At 62.2% G+C, this 26,105-nt stretch carries 22 protein-coding genes; 15 read left to right on the top strand and 7 right to left on the bottom strand.

What is annotated here, in order from left to right; translation table 11 throughout:
* The first annotated feature begins 106 nt into the window (after nt 1-106).
* The 7 genes from PQQ51_RS13950 (at nt 107) to PQQ51_RS13980 (ending at nt 9,358) form a co-directional block, all read left to right on the top strand.
* Nucleotides 107-1,219: an ABC transporter substrate-binding protein gene (locus tag PQQ51_RS13950; RefSeq protein ID WP_408497374.1), complete on the top strand. Its 1,113-nt coding sequence runs from the start codon at nt 107-109 to the stop codon at nt 1,217-1,219.
* A 174-nt stretch (nt 1,220-1,393) separates the two neighbouring features.
* Entirely contained in the window at nt 1,394-2,332 is a 939-nt protein-coding gene (locus tag PQQ51_RS13955; RefSeq protein ID WP_408497375.1) for an ABC transporter permease, read from the top strand.
* On the top strand, nt 2,329-3,120 hold the full coding sequence (locus PQQ51_RS13960; RefSeq protein ID WP_408497376.1) for an ABC transporter permease: 792 nt from the start codon (nt 2,329-2,331) through the stop codon (nt 3,118-3,120). The genes PQQ51_RS13955 and PQQ51_RS13960 overlap by 4 nt, the downstream gene beginning before the upstream one ends.
* A gap of 32 nt (nt 3,121-3,152) precedes the next feature.
* Complete coding sequence (locus PQQ51_RS13965) at nt 3,153-4,223, top strand: ABC transporter ATP-binding protein (RefSeq protein WP_408497377.1); 1,071 nt, start codon at nt 3,153-3,155, stop codon at nt 4,221-4,223.
* Between the two features lie 414 nt (nt 4,224-4,637).
* On the top strand, nt 4,638-5,918 hold the full coding sequence (locus PQQ51_RS13970; RefSeq protein WP_408497378.1) for a dicarboxylate/amino acid:cation symporter: 1,281 nt from the start codon (nt 4,638-4,640) through the stop codon (nt 5,916-5,918).
* A gap of 28 nt (nt 5,919-5,946) precedes the next feature.
* Nucleotides 5,947-7,989, top strand: coding sequence for a sensor histidine kinase (locus PQQ51_RS13975; RefSeq protein ID WP_408497379.1), 2,043 nt, complete (start codon nt 5,947-5,949; stop codon nt 7,987-7,989).
* A gap of 16 nt (nt 7,990-8,005) precedes the next feature.
* The gene (locus PQQ51_RS13980; RefSeq protein ID WP_408497380.1) at nt 8,006-9,358 is read left to right on the top strand and encodes a sigma-54-dependent transcriptional regulator; all 1,353 of its coding nucleotides are present in this window, start codon (nt 8,006-8,008) and stop codon (nt 9,356-9,358) included.
* 123 nt (nt 9,359-9,481) lie between these two features.
* On the opposite strand, the gene PQQ51_RS13985 is transcribed toward PQQ51_RS13980, so the two are convergent.
* Nucleotides 9,482-10,012, bottom strand: a complete 531-nt coding sequence (locus PQQ51_RS13985) for a TlpA disulfide reductase family protein (protein ID WP_408497381.1) — start codon at nt 10,010-10,012, stop codon at nt 9,482-9,484.
* A 374-nt stretch (nt 10,013-10,386) separates the two neighbouring features.
* Between PQQ51_RS13985 and PQQ51_RS13990 the strand changes: the two genes are divergently transcribed.
* Entirely contained in the window at nt 10,387-10,926 is a 540-nt protein-coding gene (locus PQQ51_RS13990; RefSeq protein WP_408497382.1) for a hypothetical protein, read from the top strand.
* Between the two features lie 333 nt (nt 10,927-11,259).
* Here PQQ51_RS13990 and PQQ51_RS13995 read toward each other — a convergent pair whose 3' ends face one another.
* On the bottom strand, nt 11,260-12,855 hold the full coding sequence (locus tag PQQ51_RS13995; RefSeq protein ID WP_408497383.1) for a YifB family Mg chelatase-like AAA ATPase: 1,596 nt from the start codon (nt 12,853-12,855) through the stop codon (nt 11,260-11,262).
* Nucleotides 12,856-12,998: 143 nt separating this feature from the next.
* Nucleotides 12,999-13,256 carry an accessory factor UbiK family protein gene (locus PQQ51_RS14000; protein WP_408497384.1) on the bottom strand — a complete coding sequence of 86 codons (258 nt, stop codon included), beginning with the start codon at nt 13,254-13,256 and terminating at the stop codon, nt 12,999-13,001.
* A gap of 419 nt (nt 13,257-13,675) precedes the next feature.
* Between PQQ51_RS14000 and PQQ51_RS14005 the strand changes: the two genes are divergently transcribed.
* From PQQ51_RS14005 to ptsP, 7 genes are all read left to right on the top strand, one after another.
* Nucleotides 13,676-14,014: a P-II family nitrogen regulator gene (locus PQQ51_RS14005; protein ID WP_006048089.1), complete on the top strand. Its 339-nt coding sequence runs from the start codon at nt 13,676-13,678 to the stop codon at nt 14,012-14,014.
* 43 nt (nt 14,015-14,057) lie between these two features.
* Entirely contained in the window at nt 14,058-15,566 is a 1,509-nt protein-coding gene (locus PQQ51_RS14010) for an ammonium transporter (protein WP_408497385.1), read from the top strand.
* A 230-nt stretch (nt 15,567-15,796) separates the two neighbouring features.
* Entirely contained in the window at nt 15,797-17,086 is a 1,290-nt protein-coding gene (gshA, locus tag PQQ51_RS14015; RefSeq protein ID WP_074285565.1) for a glutamate--cysteine ligase, read from the top strand.
* Between the two features lie 143 nt (nt 17,087-17,229).
* Nucleotides 17,230-18,186, top strand: coding sequence for a glutathione synthase (gene gshB / locus PQQ51_RS14020; RefSeq protein WP_408497386.1), 957 nt, complete (start codon nt 17,230-17,232; stop codon nt 18,184-18,186).
* A 339-nt stretch (nt 18,187-18,525) separates the two neighbouring features.
* Entirely contained in the window at nt 18,526-19,053 is a 528-nt protein-coding gene (locus PQQ51_RS14025; protein WP_408497387.1) for a PTS sugar transporter subunit IIA, read from the top strand.
* Between the two features lie 167 nt (nt 19,054-19,220).
* Nucleotides 19,221-19,490, top strand: coding sequence for an HPr family phosphocarrier protein (locus PQQ51_RS14030; RefSeq protein ID WP_007179472.1), 270 nt, complete (start codon nt 19,221-19,223; stop codon nt 19,488-19,490).
* Between the two features lie 287 nt (nt 19,491-19,777).
* The gene (gene ptsP, locus PQQ51_RS14035; RefSeq protein WP_408497388.1) at nt 19,778-21,526 is read left to right on the top strand and encodes a phosphoenolpyruvate--protein phosphotransferase; all 1,749 of its coding nucleotides are present in this window, start codon (nt 19,778-19,780) and stop codon (nt 21,524-21,526) included.
* Nucleotides 21,527-21,642: 116 nt separating this feature from the next.
* Here the strand turns inward: ptsP and PQQ51_RS14040 are convergent, their stop codons facing one another.
* From PQQ51_RS14040 to ctpA, 4 genes are all read right to left on the bottom strand, one after another.
* Entirely contained in the window at nt 21,643-21,894 is a 252-nt protein-coding gene (locus PQQ51_RS14040) for a hypothetical protein (protein WP_408497389.1), read from the bottom strand.
* Nucleotides 21,895-21,961: 67 nt separating this feature from the next.
* Nucleotides 21,962-22,849 (bottom strand): protein-glutamine glutaminase family protein, encoded by an 888-nt coding sequence (locus PQQ51_RS14045; RefSeq protein ID WP_408497390.1) that lies wholly within the window; start codon nt 22,847-22,849, stop codon nt 21,962-21,964.
* A gap of 560 nt (nt 22,850-23,409) precedes the next feature.
* Nucleotides 23,410-24,168, bottom strand: a complete 759-nt coding sequence (locus PQQ51_RS14050; protein WP_408497391.1) for a HesA/MoeB/ThiF family protein — start codon at nt 24,166-24,168, stop codon at nt 23,410-23,412.
* Nucleotides 24,169-24,341: 173 nt separating this feature from the next.
* Nucleotides 24,342-25,925, bottom strand: coding sequence for a carboxyl-terminal processing protease CtpA (gene ctpA / locus PQQ51_RS14055; RefSeq protein ID WP_408497392.1), 1,584 nt, complete (start codon nt 25,923-25,925; stop codon nt 24,342-24,344).
* Between the last annotated feature and the right edge of the window lie 180 nt (nt 25,926-26,105).

Below are 26,105 nucleotides of genomic sequence, written 5' to 3' on the forward strand. Positions count from 1 at the left end.
AGCGCAATGGCAGGCGGGCGCGGGAAACATCGGTGAGCACACGTTCGAAGCATACGAATTAGAAATTTTCCAAACGTAGCAATTTCGGCAGAGGATGGGGAACACCATGAACCGCACCGCTTTAGCCCGCATATTTACGCTGTCGGCCGTGGCCGGCGCCGCCGCAGTCTGCGTGAACAGCGCGTCGGCCGCGCCGCTCGACGCGCTGATCGCCGCTGCCAAACAGGAAGGTCAGCTCACTGTGATCGCGTTGCCGCACGACTGGTGCAACTACGGTCAACTGGTGGCCGGCTTTCAGAAGAAGTACGGCATCAAGATCAACGAACTGAATCCGGATGCGGGTTCGGGCGACGAAATCGAAGCGATCAAGGCGAACAAGGGCAACAAGGGCCCGCAGGCGCCGGACGTGATCGATGTCGGTTTGTCGTTCGGTCCGAGCGCGAAGGCCGAAGGTTTGCTGCAACCGTACAAGGTCGCGTCGTGGAACTCGATTCCTAAAGATTCGAAAGACGCCGACGGCTACTGGTACGGCGACTACTACGGCGTGCTGTCGTTCGAAGTGAACGCCGATATGATCGACAAGGCACCCGCCGACTGGAGCGATCTGCTCAAGCCCGATTACAAGAACGCGGTGTCGCTGGCCGGCGACCCGCGCTCGGCGAACCAGGCGATCCAGGCGGTGTTCGCGGCGGGCCTGTCGCAAAGCAAGGGCGACGCGAGCAAGGCCGACAAGGCCGGTCTCCAGTATTTCGCGACCCTGAACAAGAACGGCAACTTCGTGCCGGTGATCGGCAAGGCTGCGTCGCTCGCGCAAGGCACTACGCCGATCGTCGTGCGCTGGGACTACAACGCACTGGCCGACCGCGACACGCTGAAGGGCAATCCGAAGGTGCAGGTGGTGATTCCGAAGACGGGCGTGGTCGCCGGCGTCTACGTGCAGGCGATCAGCGCTTACGCGCCGCACCCGAATGCCGCGAAGCTGTGGATGGAATACCTGTACTCGGACGAAGGCCAGATCGGCTGGCTGACCGGCTATTGCCATCCGATGCGCTACAACGAACTGGTCGCCGGGAAGAAGGTCCCGCAGGCGCTGCTCGACAAGCTGCCGCCGCCGTCGGCGTACAAGAATGTGGTGTTCCCGACGCTGTCCCAGCAGGACGCCTATAAGGACACCATCACCAAGCACTGGGACGAAGCGGTCGGCGCGAACGTCAAGTAAGCGCACGCGAGAAAGCAGGCGCGGCATTCATGCCGCTCGCGATGCGGGTCGATCGCGAACTGCCTGCACGCCGAGCCTGTCGATCGCAATCTTTGCAACGTATCGATTCAACGCCGGCGCGCTGCCCGACCTGAGCGGCGCGTCGGGCGTCAGCCATTGCCGCAAGGGTGAGCTATGAGCGCTTCATCGGAAACTGGATTGGTGCACACGGAGCTGCCGGCTCCGACTGCGCCCACGCCAACGCCGCGCGTGAACGGTCCGGACCGCACCGCGCAGATTCTCAGCTGGATCGGCGTGGTGCCGTTCTTCACGTTCGCGCTGCTGTTCCTGATTTTGCCGACCGGCTTTCTGATGGTCGGCGCATTCCAGGATTCGCAAGGCCACTTCACGCTCGCCAATTTCCGCGATCTGCTCCAGCCGACCGTGCTGGACGCGTACTGGATCAGTTTCAAGGTCAGCGCCGCATCGGCGCTCGGCGGCGCGCTGATCGGCTCGCTGCTCGCATGGGCCGCGGTGCAAGGCAAACTGCCCGGCTGGATTCGCCCGACCTTGATGACGTTTTCCGGCGTCGCGTCGAACTTCGCCGGCGTACCGCTCGCGTTCGCGTTCATCTGCACGCTGGGGCGCGTCGGGCTCGTCACCGTGTTGCTGAAAAAGTATCTCGGCTTCAATCTGTACTCGACCGGCTTCAGCGTGCTGAGCTTCTCGGGTTTGACGCTGACTTACCTGTACTTCCAGATTCCGCTGATGGTGCTGATCGTCACGCCCGCGCTCGACGGCCTGAAGCGCGAATGGCGCGAAGCCTGCGATTGCCTCGGCGGCACGGCTTTCCAATACTGGCGTCACGTCGCGTTGCCGGTGCTATGGCCGAGCGTGCTCGGCGCGACGCTGCTGCTGTTCGCCAACTCGTTCGGCGCGGTTGCGACGGCTTATGCGTTGACCGGCAGTTCGCTGAACATCGTCACGATCCTGCTGTACGCGCAAATTCGCGGCGACGTGATGCACAACCAGAACCTCGGCTACGCGCTCGCGCTCGGCATGGTGCTGGTGACGGGCCTCTCGAACGGCGGCTACATCTGGTTGCGCTCGCGCGCTGAAAGGGGACGTCGATGAAAAGCCAGTCGCGTGTGGGGGCGTGGACCGCGATGATCGTCGGTTCGCTGTATTTTCTGATTCCGTTGATCGCCACGTTCGAGTTCAGTCTGCGGATGAAGCGCGGTACTTACAGCTTCGAGGCGTACAGCGTCGTGCTGTCCGATCCGCGGTTTCAGGCGTCGTTCGGCTATTCGATGCTGATGGCGGTGCTGACGATCGTCGTCGGCGTGTTGCTGGTGGTGCCGACCGCGTACTGGGTGCAATTGCGGCTGCCGCGGTTGCGGCCGATCGTCGAGTTCATCACGCTGCTGCCGCTCGTCGTGCCGGCGATCGTGATCGTGTTCGGCTATCTGCGCATCTACAACAGCAGCTCGATTCTGCCGCTCACCGGCAACGAACGCGCGACCGACGTGCTGCTCGTGTTCGGCTACGTGACGCTGTCGCTGCCGTACATGTACCGCGCGGTGGATGCCGGTTTGCGCGCCGTCGACGTGCGCTCGCTCACCGAAGCCGCCGAATGCCTCGGCGCGGGATGGCCGACGATTCTGTTCAAAGTGATCTTTCCGAACATCCGCTCGGGCATCCTGTCGGGCGCGTTTCTCACGTTCGCGGTGGTGATCGGCGAGTTCACGTTGGCGAGCCTGCTCGACCGGCCCGCGTTCGGTCCGTATCTGCAACTGATCGGCGCGAATCGCGCGTATGAACCGTCGGCGCTGGCGATCATCGCGTTCGTGATCACGTGGGCATCGATGGGCTTGATTCAGGTATTCGGTTCGGCCCGCGCGTTGAGCGGCCAAAAAATCTGACGGACTCGTTTGACTGATTAAGGCGGCGAATCATGGCATTTCTCGAAATCGAAAATCTGCATAAGTCCTTCGGGGCGAACACCGCGCTGCATCACTTCGACATGAAAATCGAGCGTGGTGAATTCATCACGTTCCTCGGACCGTCGGGCTGCGGCAAGACCACCGTGCTGCGGATGATCGCCGGCTTCGAAACGCCGACACGCGGCGTGATCCGCCTCGACAACAAGGACGTCACGAATCTGCGCACGCGGCAGCGCAAGGTCGGCATGGTGTTCCAGTCGTACGCGCTGTTTCCTAACATGACGGTGGCGGACAACATCGGTTTCGGCCTGAAGATCACGCATCGTCCGCAGGCGGAAATCCAGAAGCGTGTCGAGGACATGCTGCAGTTGATCAAGCTGCCGCATCTCGGCGAGCGTTATCCGTGGCAGTTGTCGGGCGGCCAGCAGCAGCGCGTGGCGCTCGCACGGGCGCTAGCCGGCAAGCCGCAAGTGTTGTTGCTCGACGAGCCGCTTTCCGCGCTCGACGCGAAAATCCGCATCTCGTTGCGCCAGGATATCCGCGCGTTGCAGCGCGAACTCGGCATCACGTCGATTTTCGTCACGCACGACCAGGAAGAAGCGCTGTCGATTTCCGATCGCATCGTCGTGATGAACGAGGGGCGTGTCGAGCAGATCGGCTCGCCGTCCGAGATCTACAACTATCCGCGCACGCGCTTTGTCGCGTCGTTCGTCGGCACGCTGAACATCCTGGCGGGGCAGGTGGTCGATCCGAAGACCGGCAAGATGGTCGTCGACGGCCAGGAACTCACCACGACGCAAGCCTTGCCGGCGGGCGACGCGGGCCGGCAGCGCATGCTCGCGCTGCGGCCGGAAGCGATCGTGCTCGAACCGGCCGCGCCGGGCCGCAACACGTTGCAGGCGACCGTCGAAGAAGTGAATTTTCTCGGCGCGGTGGTGCGCATCCGCACGCGCGTGAAAGACGCGGTCATTTCGCTCGACATCTTCAACGACCCGAATCGCGGTTTGCCCGAGCGCGGGCAACCGGTGTCGCTCGGGTTCTCGCATGAGAATCTGCTGGTGCTGGAAGAAAGCGGCGCATAAAAACCCGCGAGCATGACGGCGACGCGAGACCTCGCCTGAAACCGGAAAGCCACGGCCTGCAAGGCTCTCCGGGTTTTCCCGAGGTTTTGACGCAGGCCGATTCCCGATTTCCCGACGGCCTTCGTCCGGATTTCTGGAATCCCGGACGGCGCGCGCCGTAGCACGCCAAAAAAGCCCGAGAAATCAAAGCGTTCAGACATTTCTCAAGCTGGCATCGACCTTGCAAATAAGAATGCGCGGCCGCAACGGTCCGACAACTAAAGCAAGGAGACAACGATGTCCGATTTCCCTTCCCGGTATTTCTGAATTCGTCGTCTTGTCGCGGCCTAATGCCGTGCACAGGCGTGACGAGTCTTCGTTCGCATGATGCGCAGCGTGGCAGGCCTTGAGCTCATCCACATCGCAGGAAACATCGTGAAGAAACCTATCCATAAAGTGCTGTACGTCCAGGTGATCGTGGCGATCATCATCGGCATCGCGCTCGGACATTACTACCCGAACCTGGCCGTCGACATGAAGCCGCTCGGCGACGGCTTCATCAAGCTGATCAAGATGGTGATCGGGCCGATCATCTTCTGTACGGTGGTGACCGGCATCGCCGGCATGGAAGACATGAAGAAGGTCGGGCGCGTCGGCGGCAAGGCGCTGCTGTACTTCGAAGTCGTCTCGACGTTCGCACTGGTGCTCGGCCTGATCGCGACGCACGTGCTGAAGCCGGGCGTCGGCTTCAACATCGATCCGGCGACGCTCGACGGCAAGGCAGTCGCGTCGTACGCCGCGAAGGCGCACGGCCAGACCACCGTCGACTTCCTGATGCACATCATTCCGGACACGATCTCGTCGGCGTTCGCGCAGGGTGAAATCCTGCAGATCCTGCTGGTCGCGCTGCTGTTCGGCGCAGTGCTCGCAACGGCGGGCGAGAAGGGCAAGGTCGTGACGAACTTCATCGACGGCCTCTCGCATGTGCTGTTCGGCGTCGTGCGCATCATCACGAAGCTTGCGCCGATCGGCGCGTTCGGCGCGATGGCGTTCACGATCGGCAAGTACGGCATCGGCTCGCTGCTGCCGATGCTCAAGCTGATCGGCACGTTCTATCTGACCTCGATCGTGTTCGTGGTGGTCGTGCTCGGCATCATCGCGCGCGCGGTGGGCTTCAACATTCTTCGCTTCGTCGGCTACATCAAGGAAGAGATGCTGATCGTGCTGGGCACGAGCTCGTCGGAAGCGGCGCTGCCGCAACTGATGCTGAAGCTCGAAAAGCTCGGCTGCTCGCGCTCGGTGGTGGGCCTCGTGGTGCCGACCGGCTATTCGTTCAACCTCGACGGCACCAACATCTATATGACGATGGCCGTGCTGTTCATCGCTCAGGCTACCAACACCGACCTCACGTGGACGCAACAGCTCACGCTGCTGGCGGTGACGATGCTGACCTCGAAGGGCGCAAGCGGCGTGACCGGCGCGGGCTTCATCACGCTGGCGGCAACGCTCGCGGTGGTGCCGACCATTCCGCTGTCGGGCATGGTGCTGATTCTCGGCATCGACCGCTTCATGAGCGAATGCCGCGCGCTGACCAACATCGTCGGCAACGGCGTGGCGACGGTCGTGGTGTCGGCTTGGGAAAAGGAACTGGACCGCAACAAGCTGAACGCCGCGCTGGGCGGCCGTGTGGCGGTCAAAGAAACGGCCGGCGTCTGAGCCGGATCGTGGCCGCGGGGCGGCGCGCATGAAGCCGGCAGCAGCACGCCGATCCGTCGCACCGCCTGCCGGCCAGGCCGGCGCCGGGCATGACTCCGGGCGCCACCTCCGGCACGACTCCGGGCACGACGCGGCGGCGCCGTATGCCACAATAGCTGATCCCCACCGATCGGATATTGCCAACGTGACGCGCCGCCTGCTGATCCTCTTCGTGCTCGTTGCCGGGCTCGTCGCAGCGTGCGGGCTCACGTACACATTTGCATGGCAACGCGGGATCGACAGCTTGCGGCGCAACGCGTCGGTGCGCGTCGATCGCACCACCAACGCGCTGAAGAGCACGCTCGAGCGCTACGAATCGCTGCCTTATCTGCTCGCCGAGCATCCGATCGTTCAGGACGTGCTGGTCGATCCGAGTCCGGCCAACGTTCACCGCGCCAATCTCTATCTCGAAGACCTCAACCGCCACGCGCGGGCCACGGTCACCTACATCATTCCGCTCGACGGTTATTGCGTGGCCGCGAGCAACTGGGACGGACCAGGCAGCTTCATCGGCGCGGGCTACCAATTCCGGCCGTATTTCGTCGATGCGATGAAGGGCGGCGTGGGCCGTTTCTTCGGCATCGGCACGATCTCGCAAGCGCCCGGCTATTACGTGTCGCAGCCGGTGCGGCGCGACGACCGGATTGTCGGCGTGGCGGTGGTCAAACTCGATCTCGAATGGTTTCAGGGCGCGGACGCGTCCGAACCGCTCGTCGTTACCGACGACCACGGCGTGATCTTTCTTTCCTCAGTGCCGGCGTGGAAATATCACACGATCCGGCCGCTCTCGGGCCAGGTCGCCGATTCGATCTACCAGGCGCGTCAGTACGCACAGCAGCCGATCCCGCCGCTGCCGGTGACGATCGAACGCACGCTCGAAGGCAATGCGCAAATCGTGCGGATCGGCGGCGGCCGCTATGCGCCGCGCTATCTCGCTTCGCGGCGCGGGATGGGCGAGCCCGACTGGCATCTGCTCACCATGTCGCCCGTCGATCCGGTCGACGCCGACGCCCGTTACGCGACCATCGTCACCGCGTTCGGCTATGTGTCGCTTGCGTTGCTTGCGTTCTACTGGCGCATGCGCCGCGCGCGAGTGCGCGAAGTGATGAAGAGCCGCACGCTGCTGCAGAAGGCCTATGCGGAACTGAACCGGCGGGTGGCCGAACGCACCGCGGATCTGTCGGAGGCGAACGAGCAGTTGCAACGGGAGGTGGCCGAACGCACGCGCGCGGAACAGGAACTGCGCGCCGCGCACGACGAACTGATCCAGGCCAGCAAGCTCGCCGCGCTCGGCCAGATGGCGGCCGGCATCACGCATGAACTGAATCAGCCGCTCGCGGCGCTGCGCGGTTTTTCGGACAACACACGCGTGCTGCTGGAGCGAGGCGATCAGGCGTCGGCGCGAGACAATCTCGAAGCGATCGCGGCGCTCACCGAGCGCATGGGCAAGATCACCAATCAACTGAAGCTTTTCGTCGGCCGGGCGCGGCCGCGCAGTGCGCGCGCGCCGATCGTGCGTGCGCTGCGCAACGTGCTCGCGCTGCTGCAAAAACGGCTGCAAGGCGTCGAGGTCGAATTCACTTTGTTCGATGCGCAAACCGGTGCGCGCACGCCGCTGAATCTCGCCGACGACCATCCGCAACTGACCGCCAACTGCGACGATCTGCGGCTCGAACAGGTGCTGATCAATCTGTTCGGCAACGCGCTGGACGCCACTGCGGGCATCACGCCGCCGCGCATCTCGATCGACGTCGAAGTTGCCGGCGCGACCCTGTCCATCGCCGTGCGCGACAACGGCCCCGGCATTCCCGACGACGTGCTGCCGCGTCTGTTCGAACCGTTCTTCACGACGAAGGAAATGGGCCAGGGGCTGGGCCTCGGCCTTGCGATTTCGTCGTCGATCGCGCGCGATTGCGGCGGTACGCTGGTTGCGCGCAACGCGGCGGACGGCGGCGCATTATTCGTGTTGACGCTGCGCCGCGCGCGCGTGCCGACAAGCCCTACCTCGGACCCGCTCACCACGGGCTCCTGAATCACACGAGAACGACATGCTGAACCACGGCCTGCAAGTGCTGTATATCGAAGACGACGAACTGGTGCGGCGCGCCAGCGTGCAGAGCTTGCAACTGGCGGGCTTCGACGTGATCGGCCACCCGTCCGCGGAAGCCGCGGCGAAAATGATCACCGCCGATTTCTCCGGGGTGATCGTCAGCGATATCCGCTTGCCGGGCGCGAGCGGACTCGAACTGCTCGCGCAATGCCACGAACGCGCGCCCGATGTGCCGGTGATTCTGGTGACCGGTCACGGCGACATCTCGATGGCCGTGCAAGCCATGCGTGACGGCGCTTATGACTTCATCGAAAAGCCCTTTGCATCTGAACGTCTGATCGAGACCGTGCGGCGAGCGTTGGAGCGCCGCAAGCTGGTGCTCGAAAACCTCGCGCTGCGCCGCGAGTTCGCCGAGCAGAATTCGGTGGCGCCGCGGATTATCGGTCGCAGCCCGGCGATCGAGCAGGTGCGACGGCTGATCGCGAATGTCGCGCCGACGGATGCGTCGGTGCTGATCAACGGCGATACCGGCGCGGGCAAGGAACTGATTGCGCGCAGTCTGCATGAAATGTCGCCGCGGCGGGACAAGCCGTTTATCGCGGTGAACTGCGGTGCGTTGCCCGAGCCGATGTTCGAGTCGGAAATGTTCGGCTATGAACCGGGCGCATTCACCGGGGCGGCGAAACGCCGGATCGGCAAGCTCGAACATGCGTCGGGCGGCACACTGTTCCTCGACGAAATCGAAAGCATGCCGCTCGCGTTGCAGGTGAAGTTGCTGCGCGTGTTGCAGGACGGTGTGCTCGAGCGGCTCGGCTCGAATCAGCCGATTCGCGTGAATTGCCGCGTGGTTGCCGCTGCGAAGGGCGATATGGCCGAGCATGTCGCGGATGGCTCGTTTCGCCGCGATTTGCTGTACCGGCTGAACGTGGTGACGATCGCGCTGCCGCCGTTGGGCGAACGGCGTGAAGACATCGTGCCGCTGTTCGAGCATTTCCTGCTGGACGCGGCTGTGCGTTACCAGCGCCCCGCGCCGATTCTTACCGACCGTCAGCGTGCGGGCCTGATGCAGCGCGACTGGCCGGGCAACGTGCGGGAATTGCGCAATGCCGCCGATCGTTTCGTGCTCGGTGTCGCGGACGATCCGGTCATGTCGTTCTCTGAAGAAGGCGCGGTCGCGCAACCCTTGAAAGAGCGCGTCGAGCAATTCGAACGGGCGGTGATCGCGGAAGCGTTGGAGCAGACCGGCGGTGTCGTCGCGGTGGCCGCGGACAAACTGCAACTCGGCAAAGCCACGCTCTACGAGAAGATCAAGCGATATGGCCTTGCGGCCAAAGGGGAAGGGGAGCGGTGAGGTTTTGACGCGCCGGCGGCGAAGCGGCGTTTTGCCGCTGCCACCGGGGTGTTTCGAGACTGGTGATTCTTGTGATTCTTTTGACGCAGATCGGATTGCGCGCCGGGGCGCTCGGTTTCAGCGTCAGGCGGCGTTCAACGCCTTTTCCAGCAACTGGTCGAGTTCCGCGAATTGCGGCTCGCCCACGTAGCGCTTGAGAATTTTGCCGTCTTTATCCACAAGGAACGTGGTTGGCGTGAGCTGGACGTTGCCGAACTGCTTGGCAGCCGAGCCGTCGTCCATTGCGACCTTGAACGGCAACTGGCGCGTTTGCGTGTAGTTGGTCACGTACATCGGCGCGTCGTAATTCATTGCCACTGCGACGAATTCCAGACCTTTGCCCTTGAAGCGGTTATAGGTCTGAACCATTTGCGGCATTTCCTTCATGCAGGTGTCGCAACTCGTCGCCCAGAAGTTGACGAGATAGACCTTGCCTTTCAGGTCGGCGGTCGAGACTTTCTGGCCGGACAGCAACGTGAAGGTCGCATCGGGCACGCGCTGCTGGCCGGCAAACGCGAAATAACCGGCCACGGCGAGCGCGACGGCGACAACGGCCATCACGATGTAGCGGATCGGATTCGCGCGACGGGCGGCGGTAGACGAAGTGGAGCTCATGAACAGAACCTCGGGAGTCGCGCCAGATGCGCGGGACAGTGCGTTGGTTGGGGCTTTGCGCCCGGTGTTGCACAGCGTCGCTATTGTAGCCTCATTCCGCTGGCGCGGCAGCGCGGGGGGCCTGAAGCGGATAATGGCGTTTTACGTTCCTGTTAGTCCGATCTCGCGCCGCCATGCTCCGAACTGCTTTCCGTACTTTGCGTCTTCTTTTTCGTCATTCGTTTTGCCATCTGCTGGTCCAATCCGCCGTTAGCCGTCGCGCTGCCGGGCGCTTCACGCGTGCGGCAAGCTGTTTTCGCTTCCCATCCGATTCGCGACCGCCAGCGGGTCGCGTCGGCGGTCGCGCTGCCGGTGCAGCGGCGCGGCCGCAGCGCATGCTCGCGTCGCTCGCCGGCGTGGTCGGCCTCGTGGTGCTCGGCGGCGCGCTGACCGCGTGTTCGCCGACCTACGACTGGCGCACCGTCATGAATAACGACAACGGCTACACTGTCGATTTGCCGGCCAAGCCCGGCAACGACCAGCGCGCAGTGCAGATCGCCGGCGCGCCAATGCAGATGGCGATGCAGACAGCCGAAGCCGGCGACGCCGTATTTGCCGTCGGCACCGTGATGCTGCCGAGCGACGACCCGGCGACGCAGCGGGCCGCGCTCGACTTCCTGCGCAACGGCCTTGCCCGCAACGTCGGCGCTGCGCCCGACGCCCACGCGGTGCAAATTCCACTGGCGGCCGGCGGTCAGGTGCTGGGCCTGGAGATGAAATTGAGCGGCGCAGCAGGTTCGCAGCATGAGGCGCGCACCGTCTACGCCCGACTGGTGGTGCGCGGCCGGCATGCTTACCAGGCGGCGATCATTGCGTCCAAGCCGCTGCCTCAGGAACAGATCGATCAATTTTTTTCGTCGTTCCAGCTGTATTAAAAGCGGTAGTTTTGGCCGGCATGGCGTGCGACAAAATGCGCCCCACAGTGAAAGTTCCTTCGCAGCATCGCGTGCTAATTGCCGGTTTACGTTGAGATTTTCAGTTTCCTCGCCGCGCCTGTGGATAACTCTGTTGAGAAGTCTGCTTTTTTTGCCGCAGATGCCCCATCCGGCGGGCTTCCTGTCAGGTTCGTCGCAATCGGGGTCATTTAAAAAGATCAATAAAATCAATGGCTTTGAAGTTTCAGGCTACGCGGGCCTTTCAGTTGTTTCAAAATTTATCAAAAGTGGGCGTGTGTGCATAAGTCAAGTCTTGACAGTTAATTTTTCCACTTATCCTGAACTGAAAGCGCGCCGGTACTGAACCGCTTCTCCGACCTGGGCAACGCTCGGTGTCGCCGCGCCGGCGAGGTCGGCGATCGTGCGTGCCACCTTCAAAACGCGGTAGTAAGCGCGCGCCGACCAGCCGAAGCGCTCGCCGGCTTCGCGTAACAGCGATTCGCCTGCGGCGTCGGGGCGGCAAACTTCGTCGACTTCGCGCCCGGCCAGTTCCCGATTCGTTTTGCCTTGCCGCGTCAGTTGCCGATCGCGAGCCGCGCTGACCCGGCGTGCGATCGCCGCGCTCGTTTCTCCGGTGACGCTCGAGCGCGCTGACAACTCCGCGGGAGTCAGTGCGGGAATCTCGATCTGGATGTCGATCCGGTCGAGCAGCGGACCGGACAGCTTGCGCAAATAGCGCGTCGCGATCTCCGGTGTGCAGCGGCAACGGCCATTGGGGTCTCCACGCCACCCGCAAGGGCATGGGTTCATCGCGGCGATCAACTGGCAGGCGGCGGGAAAATCCGCCTGCAACGCAGCGCGAGAAATGGTGATGCGGCCGGCTTCGAGCGGCTCACGCAGTGTTTCCAGCACATTGCGTTCGAATTCCGGCAGTTCGTCGAGGAACAGCACGCCCAGATGCGCGAGTGTGATTTCGCCGGGCTGCGGCGGATTGCGTCCGCCGACCAATGCCGCCGCGCTCGACGAATGGTGCGGCGCGCGAAACGGCCGCTGGCGCCAGCGCGACGGCGTGAAACCGGCCCGGCTCGCGGACAGCAACGCCGCGGACGTGAGCGCTTCGTCGTCCGTCATCGGCGGCAACAGGCCCGGCAGGCGGGCCGCGAGCATCGATTTGCCGGCACCGGGCGGCCCGACCATCAACACGTGGTGTCCGCCTGCCGCGGCGACTTCGAGGGCACGGCGTGCGCCACGTTGGCCGATCACGTCGGACATGTCCGGAACGAGCGCGGGCGCCGCTTCGGCGAGATCCGGGGCTGCCATCGGATAAAGCCGGCCGTCGGTGGCGCCGGCGAGATGAGCGCACAGTGCCGGCAAATCGGCGGCGCCATAGACATCGACGCCAGGCACGAGCGCCGCTTCCGCCGCACTGGCGGCCGGCAGATAAAGCTGTGGCGTGCGCTGGGCCGACGCTTCGTGGTCATGCGCGGGCGCCGATGAGGAAAGACCTCCGAACGTTCCGCCATGAGACGCCGCGCTGCGTGCCGTGCCACATGCCATTGCGAAAGCGCCGCGCATCGGGCGCAGCGCGCCCGTCAGCGAGAGTTCGCCGGCGAATTCGCGATGGAGGAGCGATTCCGCTGGAATCTGTCCGCTCGCCGCCAGAATGCCCAGCGCGATTGGCAGGTCGAAGCGGCCGGACTCTTTCGGCAGATCGGCGGGCGCGAGATTGACGGTGATGCGCCGGACCGGGAAATCGAAGTCGCAGTTCTGCAGCGCCGCGCGCACGCGTTCGCGGCTTTCGCGCACTTCGAGATCGGGGAGGCCGACGATCGAAAAAGAGGGTAATCCGTTGGCGAGGTGAACCTCGACGGTTACTTCAGGCGCGCGGCCAGAGGCCGGCGCGCGACTGCGCACCACGGCAAGCGACATGTTTTCTCCCGTCGGACAGCGCGCCTGAACGCGCGCGGGTCCCCTAAAACGCTGATGACGTCACGGCTCGCTTGCCAGTGATGTGCAGCTAAAGCGCAACTGATGCAGCGCTATGCAATTCGCTGCGAGCTAGGCCTTATGCCTCAAGACGTTTGCGTCGTGACCGGCAGCTTCTGTTCGAGTTCGGCGACGCGACGCTCCAGCTCTTCGAGGCGCGCGCGGGTGCGCACCAGCACCTGGGTCTGCGTGTCGAATTCCTCGCGCGTGACCAGGTCGAGCCGGGAAAAGCCCTGCGACAGCATCGCCTTGACGTTGCGTTCGACATCTTTGGCCGGTGAGTTCTTGAAGAGCTCGCTCATGCGGGCCTGAAAATCGTTGAAGACATCGTTAGGTTGTTTCATGGTGTTCCTCATGGCGCACAAAAAATGTGCATGTTTCGTTGCGTTTGTGCTTTGCTAAGGCGAATGGGCCTTCTTGGTGCATGAGCGGGTGGCCGGTACCGCGGTATGAGCCCCTTTGGTGCGCGGGTCCGGTGTCAAAGCGTTCGAACACTCTAGCAACGATCCATAAGCCGCGCCAGCACGCCCCGTCAACGTTAGCCATCCGGCCAGGGCCGCTCGCGCGCCTTTGGCGGCGTGCCCTAGCCGAAGTCTGACACAACATGGCATGCGAGTTGCTGTTACTGCCCGGCGCGCACTGCCGGCCGCTTTTCCGGCAGCGGAACGAGACCACACGAATGGGTTACGGGTACGCAGTCGGGTTACGCAACGGGTATGCAAACGGGTACGCAACGGGTTACGCAACTTAAGCGAGGGATGTCATGAAACTCATTACCGCAATCATCAAGCCGTTCAAGCTCGATGAGGCGCGCGAAGCCTTGTCGGCCATCGGCGTCTCCGGCATCACGGTGACGGAAGTCAAGGGCTTTGGCCGCCAGAAAGGCCACACGGAGCTGTATCGCGGCGCCGAATACGTCGTCGATTTTCTGCCGAAGGTGAAGATCGAGGCCGCGGTCTCCGACGACATCGTCGATCAGGCGATCGAGGCGCTGGAACGCGCGGCACGCACCGGCAAGATCGGCGACGGCAAGATTTTTGTCACGCCGATCGAGCAGGTGATTCGGATTCGCACCGGGGAGACCGGCGCGGACGCTCTGTAACACCAAAAGATAGCGACACAGATAGCGACAAGAGGAAACGAAGATGCGTAAATTATTGATGTCCTTGCTGATGGCCGGTTCGCTGCTTGCGGGCGGTATCGGCGCCGCCCTCGCGGACGACGCTTCCGCCCCCGCAGCCGCTTCGGCCGCTGCTTCCGATACGACGGCGAGCGCGCCGGCGCCGGACGCCTCGGCAGCCCCTGCCGCGGCAGCAGCTTCGGCACCGGCCGCAGACGCATCCGCTGCTCCGGCTGCCAGCGCCGCGGCCGCCGCTCCGGCAGCTTCAGACGCAGCCCCTGCCGCACCGACCGCGCCGTTCTCGGTCGATTCGTCGAAGATCAATTCGGGCGACACCGCCTGGATGCTGACCTCCACCGCGCTCGTGCTGTTCATGACGATCCCCGGTCTGGCGCTGTTCTACGGCGGCATGGTCCGCAAGAAGAACGTGCTCGCGATCCTGATGCAAAGCTTCGCGATCACCTGCCTCGTGTCGATCATCTGGGTGGTGGTGGGCTATACGCTCGCGTTCACGCCGGGTAACTCGTTCATCGGCGGCTTCTCGCGCTTCTTCATGGCCGGCATGAACTACATCAAGGGCGATAAGGCCACGACGCTGACCGTCAGCCACCTCGCGCCGACGATCCCGGAAACGGTCTATGTCGTCTATCAGATGACGTTCGCGATCATCACCCCGGCGCTGATCACGGGCGCGTTTGCCGATCGTATGAAGTTCTCGGCAATGCTGGTGTTCATGACGCTGTGGTCGATCATCGTCTACTCGCCGATCGCGCACATGGTCTGGGAACCGACCGGCTGGCTGGCGACGGCAGGCATCCTCGACTTCGCGGGCGGCACGGTGGTGCACATCAACGCCGGTATCGCGGCGCTGGTCTGCGCGCTGGTGCTCGGCAAGCGTGTCGGCTACGGCAAGGAAGCGATGGCTCCGCACAACCTGACGCTCACGCTGGTCGGTGGCGCAATGCTGTGGGTGGGCTGGTTCGGCTTCAACGCGGGTTCGGCAGTGGCGGCAGACGGCCGTGCCGGTTTCGCGATGTTCGCTACGCAAGTGGCAACGGCAGCCGCAGCGCTCGCATGGATGTTCGCCGAATGGGCGGCCAAGGGTAAGCCGTCGGTGCTCGGTATCGTGTCGGGCGCCGTGGCGGGTCTGGTGGCGATTACGCCGGCTTCGGGCTTTGTCGGTATGACGGGTTCGCTGGTGATCGGCATTGCGGCAGGCGTGATCTGCTTCTGGTCGGCCACGTGGCTCAAGCACAAGCTCGGTTACGACGACTCGCTCGACGCGTTCGGCGTGCACTGCATCGGCGGTATCGTGGGTGCGTTGCTGACCGGCGTGTTCGCGGTCAAGGACATCGGCGGCGCGGACGGCAGCGTCATTCTGCAAGCGAAGGGCGTGCTGACGACGCTGGTCTACAGCGGCGTGGTGAGCTACATCCTGCTGAAGGTCATCGACATGGTGATGGGCATCCGCGTGACGGAAGAACAGGAACGCGAAGGTCTGGACGTGACGCTGCACGGCGAACACGTCGAATAAAGGAATTTCGCCGCAAGCTCCACGCTTGCGGACCAGAAATAAGCGCAGCGATTTTGGCCCGCCTTCATGGCGGGCTTTTTTCTTGCTGCTTATCCTGGAAACGGTAGATTTCCCCGCCTATCGACTCGATAGCGAGAATGCATTCGCGTCCGCTTGCGAATGGAGAAACCGTCCCCAAATGGACAAAGCATTTGCTCTACAATCTTTTTTCTCCAGTCTGCGAGTGATCAATGGTTCCGCACCTAGTTACGGCGTTAAACGGCCCGCTGCTCGACCTCGAGCGGAAGATCCTCGACGCTACTCCCGCTATCGAACGCTGGTTCCGCCTCGAGTGGCAGGAGCACACGCCGCCGTTCTACTGTTCGGTCGACTTGCGTAACGCGGGCTTCAAGCTCGCGCCGGTCGACACCAACCTGTTTCCCGGCGCGTTCAACAACCTGCCGCAGGAAGTGCTGCCGCTCGCCGTGCAGGCCGCGATGGCGTCGATCGAAAAGATCTGCCCGGACGCGAAGAATCTGCTGGTGATCCCCGAGCGCCACACACGCAACGCGTTTTATCTCGAGAATGTCGCCCGTCTGGCCGCGATCATGCGCCAGGCCGGCCTGAATGTGCGTTTCGGCACGCTCGACGAAAGCATCGTCGGGCCGGTCACGATCGCGCTGTCCGACGGTCAGAAGCTCGTGCTCGAACCGCTCGAGCGCTCGCAGCGCCGGCTTGGTCTGAAGAATTTCGACCCGTGCTCGATCCTGCTGAACAACGATCTCTCGGGCGGCATTCCGCCCATCCTCGAAAATCTGCATGAGCAGTATCTGCTGCCGCCGTTGCATGCGGGCTGGGCGGTTCGTCGCAAATCGACGCATTTCTCCTGCTATGACGACGTCGCGAAGAAGTTCGCGAAGATGGTCGAGATCGACCCGTGGATGATCAATCCGTATTTCGCGCACGTGGAAGGCGTCGATTTCCAGGAACGCACGGGTGAAGAAGCGCTGGCGGACGCGATCGACGGCGTGCTCAAGAAGATCGCCAAGAAGTATCGCGAGTACGGCATCTCCGAGAAACCGTATGTCGTGATCAAGTCGGACGCGGGCACTTACGGGATGGGCGTGATGACCGTGCACGACGCGTCGGAAGTGGCCGCGCTCACCAAGCGCGAACGCGCGAAGATGGCCGCCACCAAAGACGGTCTCGAAGTGCACGACGTGATCGTGCAGGAAGGCGTGTACACGTTCGAGCGAATTGGTGAGGAAGTCGCCGAGCCGGTCGTGTACATGATCGACCGCTACGTGGTGGGCGGCTTCTACCGCGTGCACGGCAGCCGCGAGCGCGATCAGAACCTGAACGCGCCCGGCATGCACTTCGTGCCGCTCGGCTTCGAGCACACCGCGCTGCCGGATGCGCACGCGAAGCCCGGCGCGGCGGTGCCGAACCGCTTCTATATGTACGGGGTGGTGGCGCGGCTTGGTTTGCTGGCTGCATCGGTCGAGCTGGAAAAGACCGATCCGGAAGCGATTCAGGTTTAAGCGGGCGGCGTGGCTAGGCGCGCCGCGCCTCGCCTCGCCTCGCCTCGCCTTGCTGTGCCGCGAGTTTCGCTGCGCCGCACCCGCTGCCGACACCGACTCTATTTACGATCAATGCCAAGCCCTAAGGGCGCACCGGAATCTCCATGGACATTCTTTTCATCGCCGATCCGCTTACGCAGTTCAAGATCTACAAAGACTCGACTTACTCGATGATGGCCGAGGCCGCGCGCCGCGGTCATACGGTCTACACCTGCGAGCCGAAGCATCTCGCGTGGACCGGCGGCGACGTCGAGGCGAACGTGCAGCGTTTTGCGATCGTCGGCGATACGACCGACCTGCATCGCGACACGTGGTACGCGGCCGATGCCGCCACGCCGCGCTCGCTGAAGAGCTTCAGCGCCGTGGTGATGCGCAAGGACCCGCCGTTCGACATGGAATACGTGACGTCCACGTGGCTGCTGGAACTGGCCGAACGCGGCGGCGCGCGCATCTTCAACAAGCCGCAGGCGATTCGCGACCACTCCGAGAAGCTCGCGATCGGCGAGTTCGCGCAATTCGTCACCCCCACGCTGGTGACGCGCGACGCAGCGCGTCTGCGCGCGTTCCACGAACAGCACGGCGACGTGATCCTGAAGCCGCTCGACGGCATGGGCGGCATGGGCGTGTTCCGCGTGAAGGCCGACGGCATGAACCTCGGTTCGATCATCGAAATGCTGAGCCATGACGGCGCGCGCTCGGTGATGGCGCAAAAGTTCATCCCCGACATTAAAGACGGCGACAAGCGCATTCTGCTGATCGGCGGCGAAGCGGTGCCGTTTTCGCTCGCGCGTATTCCTCAAGGCAATGAGGTGCGCGGCAACCTGGCGGCCGGCGGCCTGGGCGTCGCGCGTGCGCTCACCGAACACGACCGCAAGATCGCCGACACGCTCGCGCCGGTGCTCGCCGCGCGCGGTTTGCTGCTGGTCGGGTTGGACGCGATCGGCGACTGGCTGACCGAAGTGAACGTGACGAGCCCGACGTGTTTCCGCGAGATCATGGATCAGACCGGCTTCGACGTCGCCGCGATGTTCATCGACGCACTGGAGCGCGCAGCGGCCTGAGCCCAGGATAAGACCTTGAATGACTGCCATCGCCCCCAAACTGTGTAGTAAATCCGCATCAAGCGACACACCGGCTTTGGCGCGAAAATGAGCCTGCTACAATGCCCGCTCTCCCGCGCCTGAGCTGAATCGCTGGCGTCTGCCGGACGCCACGGGCAAGGATCGCGGACTGTGAACGAGCAGTTTTCCGCCGGCGCCTCCCGCTGTATCGAGCGCCGCGGCCCACTGCTCAAATGGTGCGTTCCGGCCCTTACGACCCACGGCCGGCCGAGGGCTCTTGTGAACCGGGATATGTCCCGTTCCCACGGTTCGAGGCCGTTTTTTTGCAGTAAGGCTGACATGGCAGGCATTCTGATCATCGCGCACGCTCCGTTCGCCACCGCGTTGCGCGATTGTATTTCGCACATTTACGGCGGCTTACCGGCTCGCATCGGCGTGATCGACGTATCGCCGGATTGCGATCCCGCGCAGCAGGTAGCGTTCGCGAACTCCGAGATCGAGCGGCTCAAGGAAGAAAACGGCGCGCTGGTGCTCACCGACATGTTCGGTGCCACACCGGCGAATATCGCCGGGCGGCTCGCGGCGTTGCCGAACGTGCGGGTGCTGTGCGGCGTCAATTTGCCGATGCTGGTGCGCGCGGTCTGTTATCGCGCGACCCCGCTCGACACGCTGGTCGACAAGGCGCTCGCCGGCGCCACCAAGGGCGTGCACGCGATCGGGCCCGCCACGCCGGCGCCGGTCGCGCCCGCCGCAGGTTCCGGCGACTGTTTGCCCGCTTTGCCGCCCGATGCCGCGCCCGGCGACTGTCTGCCGACCTTGCCGGCCGGCGCCGATCTGACGCAGAAGGTCGGGTCGACCGGGTTGTGAGCCGGGCGGACGCTACGCTGCGGGCCGTATAGGTGCCCGAAGGTTTGGGTGCCGCGACGCTTCAATCGGCTATGGATCGATGGGGCGTCGACTCGCTTGAATCGCATTGCAACTTGCTGGCAGTTTCACCTTTCACTACAACACTTACCCGCGCTTCGGACCATCACATGCTGCAACAGGAAACGACTATTGTGAACAAGCTGGGGCTGCACGCGCGCGCGTCGGCCAAGTTGACGCAACTCGCGGGCAACTACCAGGCGGAAATCTGGATGAGCCGTAACGGCCGCCGTATCAATGCCAAGAGCATCATGGGCGTGATGATGCTGGCTGCGGGCATCGGCAGTACGGTGCTGATCGAAACCGAAGGCGCTGACGAAAAAGAAGCGATGGACGCATTGTTGAAACTGATTGCCGATAAATTCGGCGAGGGTCAGTGAATCGCGAGCCTCCGTTGCCTGATAAGGAAAACGCCGCGGCTGTCCGCGGCGTTTTTTTTAGCGCGTGACAATGGACGTGGATGAGGCTGGCGGCAAAAAGAGACCCATGCAAGCGTCGCTGGACTGCAAGTTTGCGCAGGCGTGTTGTCGCGATGCTTACGGCAAATCGTGCTGCGCTGCACACAGCCCTGGCGTACCTGCAAAGGTCGCGGAATTTATAATGACGACGCGAGTCTGAGAGCACTGCAGCGGTTTGCCGCGGCATCACACAACTAGAGGAGGTGCGCGTGTCCTTCACGCTGCATGGAATTCCCGTGTCACGCGGTATCGCCATCGGGCGGGCTTATCTGATCGCCCCGGCTGCACTCGACGTAGACCACTACCTGATTGAACCCGCGCAGATCGAAGGCGAGGTCGAACGCTTTCGCGCGGCCCAGCAACATGTGCATCAGGAGCTCGACGCGTTGCGCGCCGATCTCGCTGCGGACGCGCCGAGCGAAATGGGCGCGTTCATCAACGTTCATTCAATGATCCTGAACGATGCGATGCTCGTGCAGGAAACCATCGACCTGATCCGCACGCGCCGCTACAACGTCGAGTGGGCGCTGACCGAACAGCTCGAGCGTCTGTCGCGCCATTTCGACGACATCGAAGACGAATACCTGCGCGAGCGCAAAGCCGACATCGAACAGGTGGTGGAGCGTGTGCTGAAGGCGCTCGCCGGCGCGTCGGTGGGTTTGGGCGACGGCGTGCACGGCACCTGTGACGAGATGATCGTGGTCGCACACGACATCGCGCCGGCCGACATGATGCAGTTCAAAACGCAAACATTTCAGGGTTTCGTCACGGATCTCGGCGGCCGCACTTCGCATACCGCGATCGTCGCGCGCAGTCTCGGCATTCCCGCGGCGGTCGGCGTGCAGCATGCGAGCGCGCTGATTCGCCAGGACGACCTGATCATCGTCGACGGCGATCATGGGATCGTGATCGTCGATCCGGCGCCGATCGTCCTCGAAGAATATTCGTATCGGCAGAGCGAGAAAGCACTCGAGCAGCGCAAGCTACAGCGCCTGAAATTTTCGCCGACACAAACGCTGTGCGGCACGCGCATCGAGTTGTGCGCGAACATCGAGTTGCCGGACGACGCGCGCGCCGCGCTCGATTCGGGCGCGACCGGCGTGGGCCTGTTTCGCACCGAGTTTCTGTTCATGAACCACAAGGATCGGCTGCCGGAAGAGGAAGAGCAGTTCGGCGCGTATCGTCGCGCGGTCGAGTTGATGAACGGCCTGCCGGTGACGATCCGCACGATCGACGTGGGCGCCGACAAGCCGCTCGATTCGATGGGCGGCGGCGACGGTTATGAAACGGCTGCCAATCCCGCGCTTGGGCTGCGGGCGATTCGCTGGAGTTTGTCCGAGCCGCAAATGTTCCTGACACAATTGCGCGCAATCCTGCGTGCTTCGGCGTTCGGCACGGTGAAGATCCTGATTCCGATGCTCGCGCATGCGCAGGAGATCGATCAGACGCTCGATCTGATTCGCGAAGCCAAGCGTCAGCTGGATGACGCAGGCATGGCCTACGATCCGAACGTGCAGGTCGGCGCGATGATCGAGATTCCAGCCGCGGCGATCGCGTTGCCCTTGTTCCTGAAGCGGCTCGATTTCCTGTCGATCGGCACCAACGATCTGATCCAGTACACGCTCGCGATCGACCGCGCGGATAACGCGGTCGCGCATCTGTACGATCCGCTGCATCCGGCGGTGCTGCATCTGATTGCGTTCACGCTGCGCGAGGCTAAGCGCGCGGGCGTGCCGGTGTCGGTATGCGGCGAAATGGCGGGCGATCCGACGTTGACGCGCCTGTTGCTCGGCATGGGGCTCACCGAGTTTTCGATGCATCCGAGTCAGTTGCTGGTAGTCAAGCAGGAAGTTCTGCGCTCGCATCTGAAGACGCTTGAGAAGCCGGTGGCGGATGTGCTGGCTTCGTTCGAACCGGAAGAAGTGCAGGCGGCGCTGAAGAGGGTGGCGTTAGTGTGACGTTTCTTCAAGTCGGGTTCGATGGTCTTGGCCCGACTGTGAAGAGCGCAGACTCACTCGCTGCGACCTGATCTTCGTCTCGCTCTGAGACCTTCGATCAGGTCGAGCAGCGGGCTCTATTGCTTTGGCTGAGTCACGACAATGCGAGCTCTTGCTTGTTCTGCCGTTTCCCCTTCGCGAACGCCGGCCTCTTTCCTATGTCTTTCGGCGGCCTGCGCGGAGGTTTCGTCGGAATTTCTCTGTGCGGAATAGACCTTCCGATTAAATTCTTGCATCGCCTCGTCGGACGAAGTATCGCCGGCGGCCGCTTGTGCTCCGGGAAGAAGGCAGGTTAATAAAGTTACGGCCAGAAGCAGATGTTTTTTCATGGCAATAATATCCAGATGATTATGTGAAAATTCGTGTAAAGATTTGGACGGGCAGGTTTTTCTGCGGTTATTGCGCTCCGTACATGTGCAGGTAGCTCAGCGCGGCCCAGTAACTTGGGTAAGGAATGGCTGTGGCGGAAATGGCGAGATATTTTGCTGCGGCGCTATTTTCGATTATTTCAGAATTGGCGAGCGCGGCATAAGGGTTTGCGCCTTGATTAACGATTTTATAATTATTCCATTCCAGAAAAAGGAATTTCTGTGAGTCTGATCGCGTTTGAGATGTGGATTGTCGAGTGCCGCACCTGTTATTCTGGCCGGGAAAATAAACATCGGTGTCGCAAACCGAAAATTTCAGATTCCGCTTTTCTGATGGTTCGCCGTAGGTGACAAGATTCGACCAGCTATCCAGAGTGACCGGTTGGGAATTTAATGCGGGATCAAGAACGTAGACCGTAGATTTTCCATCTGCCTCTACGGTGCGTGCTACCGGTGCGACGTGGTATCCCCAATTAACACGGCCCGCCTTCACATTATTGCTCTGGGCCGTCAGATTGCCCCAGACGAACAGTTTCTTTAAATGTGTGCTCAGAAGCTGTGGCGAGACGCTCTTATCCTGCAGACTGGAACGCGTGATGGAGCCGATCAGCATGGCTGCTCGGAGGTAGCACCCGTCTACCGGATACGTCCAGGTTATCCTGCGAGAAACAGTGACTGGCGTTGATCCATAGGGCACGTCTCCATTCGACCAGTTATAAACGAATTTATCCTGCAGATTGAACATCCGGTTGATCTGATCCATTGTCGACACAGGAATCGAACTAATATCCAGTTCGTTTGCAGTTGCATTTTCGGTTTTCGATGGCGGCGTTGGTCGGGCCTGTATAGACGCAACGGATAATGATAGAAGAATCGCTGCATAATATTTGACGAACGAGATGTGTTTTTTGCACATGTTTCAACCCGGAAATATTAAAAATTCGTGTGATTGATTAAATTTCTCTCGATGAAGTGATTGATGCTTGTGCGCTCTGAGGAGTGCGCAATTACTCATTGCAAACTCTATGCCGGATGAAAATAAAATGACATTTTTAAAAGATCTATAACTTCCTGGGCGTAGGGAATTTAAATTTCTTAAAAAAGGCTATAGGGATTTTAGGGCTTGCGTTGCAGTGGAATTCAAGCGCGGCAAGGAGCTGGCGAAAATGTAAAATCATCATCGATGATGATGGCCAGATATTGATTCCGCATGAGGCGATGCCCCTGTTTTGAATGAGTTAATTAACGTTCGTTAATTAACTCATTCCCCGTTATGGGCGCAATTGGCACCATGCCAAAGCGACTCATGCACAATCAAAGTGACGAGGGGAAATAAAAAATTCCACTGTGGGCGCGCGACGGCCCCGCCGCTGGTCAGGAACCAGTGCGAGTCGACGTTGAGTCAATCAGTTGTGACTTTATTCACGAATGGCCGAGCGGCCTGAATTAACGAAGCGCGCGGTAGATCGCTTCCGCTTAACGGCGATGCGTTGCGCCGCACACGGGGCAATCCGCTTGTCGCGCAATCCGCATCGTGTTCCATTCCATGCGCAACGAATCGAGCATGCTCAGGCGTCCCACCAGCGGCGTACCGATCGCGCCGATCACTTTCAACGCTTCGGCCGCCTGCATCGACCCGATGATGCCGACCGTCGGCGCGAACACCCCCATGGTCGAACACGCGACTTCCTCGAACGGTTGGTCTTCGGGAAACACGCACGCGTAGCAGGGCGACGCCGGGTCGCGAAAATCGAACGTGCTGATCTGGCCGTCGAAGCGCAACGCCGCGCCCGACACCAGCGGCACGCCGTGCTTCACGCATGCGCGGTTGATCGCGTGGCGCGTTGCGAAGTTGTCCGTGCAGTCGAGCACGACGCTCGCGCGCGGCACTTCACGATCGAGCCATGCATCGTCGATGCGCTCGGCCACCGCGTTCACGACGACTTCGGGATTGATCTGCGCGAGTGCATCGCGTCCCGACTCCACCTTCTTGCGCCCGACCGAAGCCGTGACATGCAGAATCTGCCGCTGCAGGTTGGTGAGATCGACCGTATCCGAATCGACCAGCGTCAGTCTGCCGACACCCGCCGCCGCCAGATACATCGCGGCCGGCGAACCCAGGCCGCCTGCGCCGACGACGATCGCGTGAGCATCGATAAAACGCTGCTGCGCCTCGATACCGATTTCGTCGACGAGGATATGGCGGGAATAGCGAAGGAGTTGATCGTCGTTCATGGCAGTGCGCGTGAGGTTCGGTCGCGCAGTGTGAGGCAGGCGGTGATGAGCCTGCGGTGCGCTGGGTCGTTGGGCTTATTTTAATCGCGCACGAAAGATCAGGCTGAACAGCGGAACTGAACTGCGTGTCTTCGCAGCACGACTGGCTGCGAAGACATGTCAGGTTTTACTGCTTACTTGGCCGGAGCGGCAGTCGGGGCCGACGCGGGAGCCGGCGACGACGCACCCGGCACCGGTTGCGTCGGCTTCACCGCCACCGGCGCGGAGGCCGACGTACCCGGCTTGTTCTGCGCCAAACGACGCTCGCTCAGCGACTTCGATTCCTGCACCGGCTTGCCTTCCAGCTTGTTCAAAGCCTGTTGCAGCATGAAGTCGTCGGCCGAACCGAACTCGACCGGCTTGCGCTCACGATCCTTCTGACGCTGTTCCGGCGTCTTCTTGTCGTTCTGCTCTTCGAGCACGCGCAGTTGTTCCATGCGATCCGCTTCGCGTTGTTCCGCTTCCTTCTTCTCGTTCGGATCCTGCGTGTTCGCAAGGTGGTTCGAGTAGTCGACTTCGCGGGTGACGAGCGCGTCGTCCGGATCGCCCTCTGCGTACTGATCGACCGCGATGTCAGGACGGATGCCCTTGTTCTGGATCGAACGGCCGCTCGGCGTGTAGTAGTACGCGGTGGTCAGACGCAGCGCGGTGTCCGCGGTCATCGGACGGACGGTTTGCACCGAGCCCTTGCCGAAGGTGGTCTTGCCGACGATCAGCGCACGATGCTGATCCTGCAGCGCGCCCGCGACGATTTCCGACGCCGACGCCGAGTATGCGTTGGTCAGCACGATCATCGGCACGGTTTTGAAGATCGGCGCTTCGTCTTTCAGCGGATCGCTGTCGAAGGATTGCAGGCGGTAGTTGTCGTACGTATCGCGGTAGACCTGCTTCGAATCCGGAATCTGGCCGTTGGTGGACACCACAACCGAATTCGGCGGCAGGAACGCGCCGGCCACGCCGACCGCGCTTTGCAGCAGACCGCCGCCGTTATTGCGCAGATCGAGCACGAGGCCCTTCAGGTTCGGCTGCTGACGCGCGATGTCCTGCAGACGCGCGGCGAGGTCAGGCGTGGTGCGTTCCTGGAAGCTCGTGATGCGCACATAGGCGTAGCCCGGCGCGAGAATCTTCATCTTCACCGACTGGACCTTGATGATCGCGCGCGTCACCGTGAGCGGGAACGTGCGGTCGTCGGTCTTGCGGAAAATCGTGAGCGTGACCTTGGTGCCCGGGTCGCCGCGCATCTGCTTGACGGCCTGATCGAGCGTCATGCCGCGCACGGGCTTGTCATTGATGCGGGTGATCAGGTCGCCCGGACGGATGCCGGCGCGGAACGCGGGCGTGTCTTCGATCGGCGAGATCACCTTGATCAGGCCGTCTTCCGACGAAATTTCGATGCCGAGACCCGCGAAGCGACCTTTGGTCTGCTCCTGCAGTTCTTCGTAATCGGTTTTGTCCAGATACGACGAGTGCGGGTCGAGGCTCGACACCATGCCCTTGATGGCGGCGGTGAGCAGCTTTTTATCGTCGACCGGTTCGACGTACTCATGCTTGATCTGCCCGAACACTTCGGCAAAGAGCCTGAGTTGGTCCAGCGGCAGCGGGGTGGCTGTGCTGGCGCTAGCGGGTTGCTGGGCCGAGGCGGAAAGTTGCAGGGTGGCAAATACGCCGGTAGCAAGGCCCGCGGCAATCAGGCCGATATTTTTCAGGTTCTTTCGCATAGAGTCTGTTGCGGTCGGAAGCGCGTGGCAGCGTCGATAGAGATAGGGACGGACAAGTATAACTGCACACCCGGCAAGTCAGGGGGCAGCGCGGGCAATCGTGATTCGACAGCACGGGCCGGGCCTGGTTCGGGCGTTCGGGCCTCTGTACTCAAAGTAATGTGCGGTAACAGGCGGCCG

Origin of the sequence: Paraburkholderia xenovorans, assembly GCF_046030735.1 — a bacterium.
Classification (GTDB): domain Bacteria; phylum Pseudomonadota; class Gammaproteobacteria; order Burkholderiales; family Burkholderiaceae; genus Paraburkholderia; species Paraburkholderia xenovorans_A.

What these genes read in the sequence shown, in the direction of transcription:
- PQQ51_RS13955 (WP_408497375.1), top strand. Translation starts at nt 1,394, where the DNA reads ATGAGCGCTTCATCGGAAACTGGATTGGTGCACACGGAGCTGCCGGCT.
- PQQ51_RS13960 (WP_408497376.1), top strand. Translation starts at nt 2,329, where the DNA reads ATGAAAAGCCAGTCGCGTGTGGGGGCGTGGACCGCGATGATCGTCGGT.
- gshA (WP_074285565.1), top strand. Translation starts at nt 15,797, where the DNA reads ATGGTTCCGCACCTAGTTACGGCGTTAAACGGCCCGCTGCTCGACCTC.
- PQQ51_RS13950 (WP_408497374.1), top strand. Translation starts at nt 107, where the DNA reads ATGAACCGCACCGCTTTAGCCCGCATATTTACGCTGTCGGCCGTGGCC.
- PQQ51_RS14025 (WP_408497387.1), top strand. Translation starts at nt 18,526, where the DNA reads ATGGCAGGCATTCTGATCATCGCGCACGCTCCGTTCGCCACCGCGTTG.
- PQQ51_RS14005 (WP_006048089.1), top strand. Translation starts at nt 13,676, where the DNA reads ATGAAACTCATTACCGCAATCATCAAGCCGTTCAAGCTCGATGAGGCG.
- PQQ51_RS13975 (WP_408497379.1), top strand. Translation starts at nt 5,947, where the DNA reads ATGAAGCCGGCAGCAGCACGCCGATCCGTCGCACCGCCTGCCGGCCAG.
- PQQ51_RS14010 (WP_408497385.1), top strand. Translation starts at nt 14,058, where the DNA reads ATGCGTAAATTATTGATGTCCTTGCTGATGGCCGGTTCGCTGCTTGCG.
- PQQ51_RS13965 (WP_408497377.1), top strand. Translation starts at nt 3,153, where the DNA reads ATGGCATTTCTCGAAATCGAAAATCTGCATAAGTCCTTCGGGGCGAAC.
- PQQ51_RS14030 (WP_007179472.1), top strand. Translation starts at nt 19,221, where the DNA reads ATGCTGCAACAGGAAACGACTATTGTGAACAAGCTGGGGCTGCACGCG.
- ctpA (WP_408497392.1), bottom strand. Translation starts at nt 25,925, where the DNA reads ATGCGAAAGAACCTGAAAAATATCGGCCTGATTGCCGCGGGCCTTGCT.
- PQQ51_RS14045 (WP_408497390.1), bottom strand. Translation starts at nt 22,849, where the DNA reads ATGTGCAAAAAACACATCTCGTTCGTCAAATATTATGCAGCGATTCTT.
- PQQ51_RS14000 (WP_408497384.1), bottom strand. Translation starts at nt 13,256, where the DNA reads ATGAAACAACCTAACGATGTCTTCAACGATTTTCAGGCCCGCATGAGC.
- PQQ51_RS13990 (WP_408497382.1), top strand. Translation starts at nt 10,387, where the DNA reads ATGCTCGCGTCGCTCGCCGGCGTGGTCGGCCTCGTGGTGCTCGGCGGC.
- PQQ51_RS13985 (WP_408497381.1), bottom strand. Translation starts at nt 10,012, where the DNA reads ATGAGCTCCACTTCGTCTACCGCCGCCCGTCGCGCGAATCCGATCCGC.
- PQQ51_RS14040 (WP_408497389.1), bottom strand. Translation starts at nt 21,894, where the DNA reads ATGAAAAAACATCTGCTTCTGGCCGTAACTTTATTAACCTGCCTTCTT.
- PQQ51_RS13980 (WP_408497380.1), top strand. Translation starts at nt 8,006, where the DNA reads ATGCTGAACCACGGCCTGCAAGTGCTGTATATCGAAGACGACGAACTG.
- gshB (WP_408497386.1), top strand. Translation starts at nt 17,230, where the DNA reads ATGGACATTCTTTTCATCGCCGATCCGCTTACGCAGTTCAAGATCTAC.
- PQQ51_RS14050 (WP_408497391.1), bottom strand. Translation starts at nt 24,168, where the DNA reads ATGAACGACGATCAACTCCTTCGCTATTCCCGCCATATCCTCGTCGAC.
- PQQ51_RS13995 (WP_408497383.1), bottom strand. Translation starts at nt 12,855, where the DNA reads ATGTCGCTTGCCGTGGTGCGCAGTCGCGCGCCGGCCTCTGGCCGCGCG.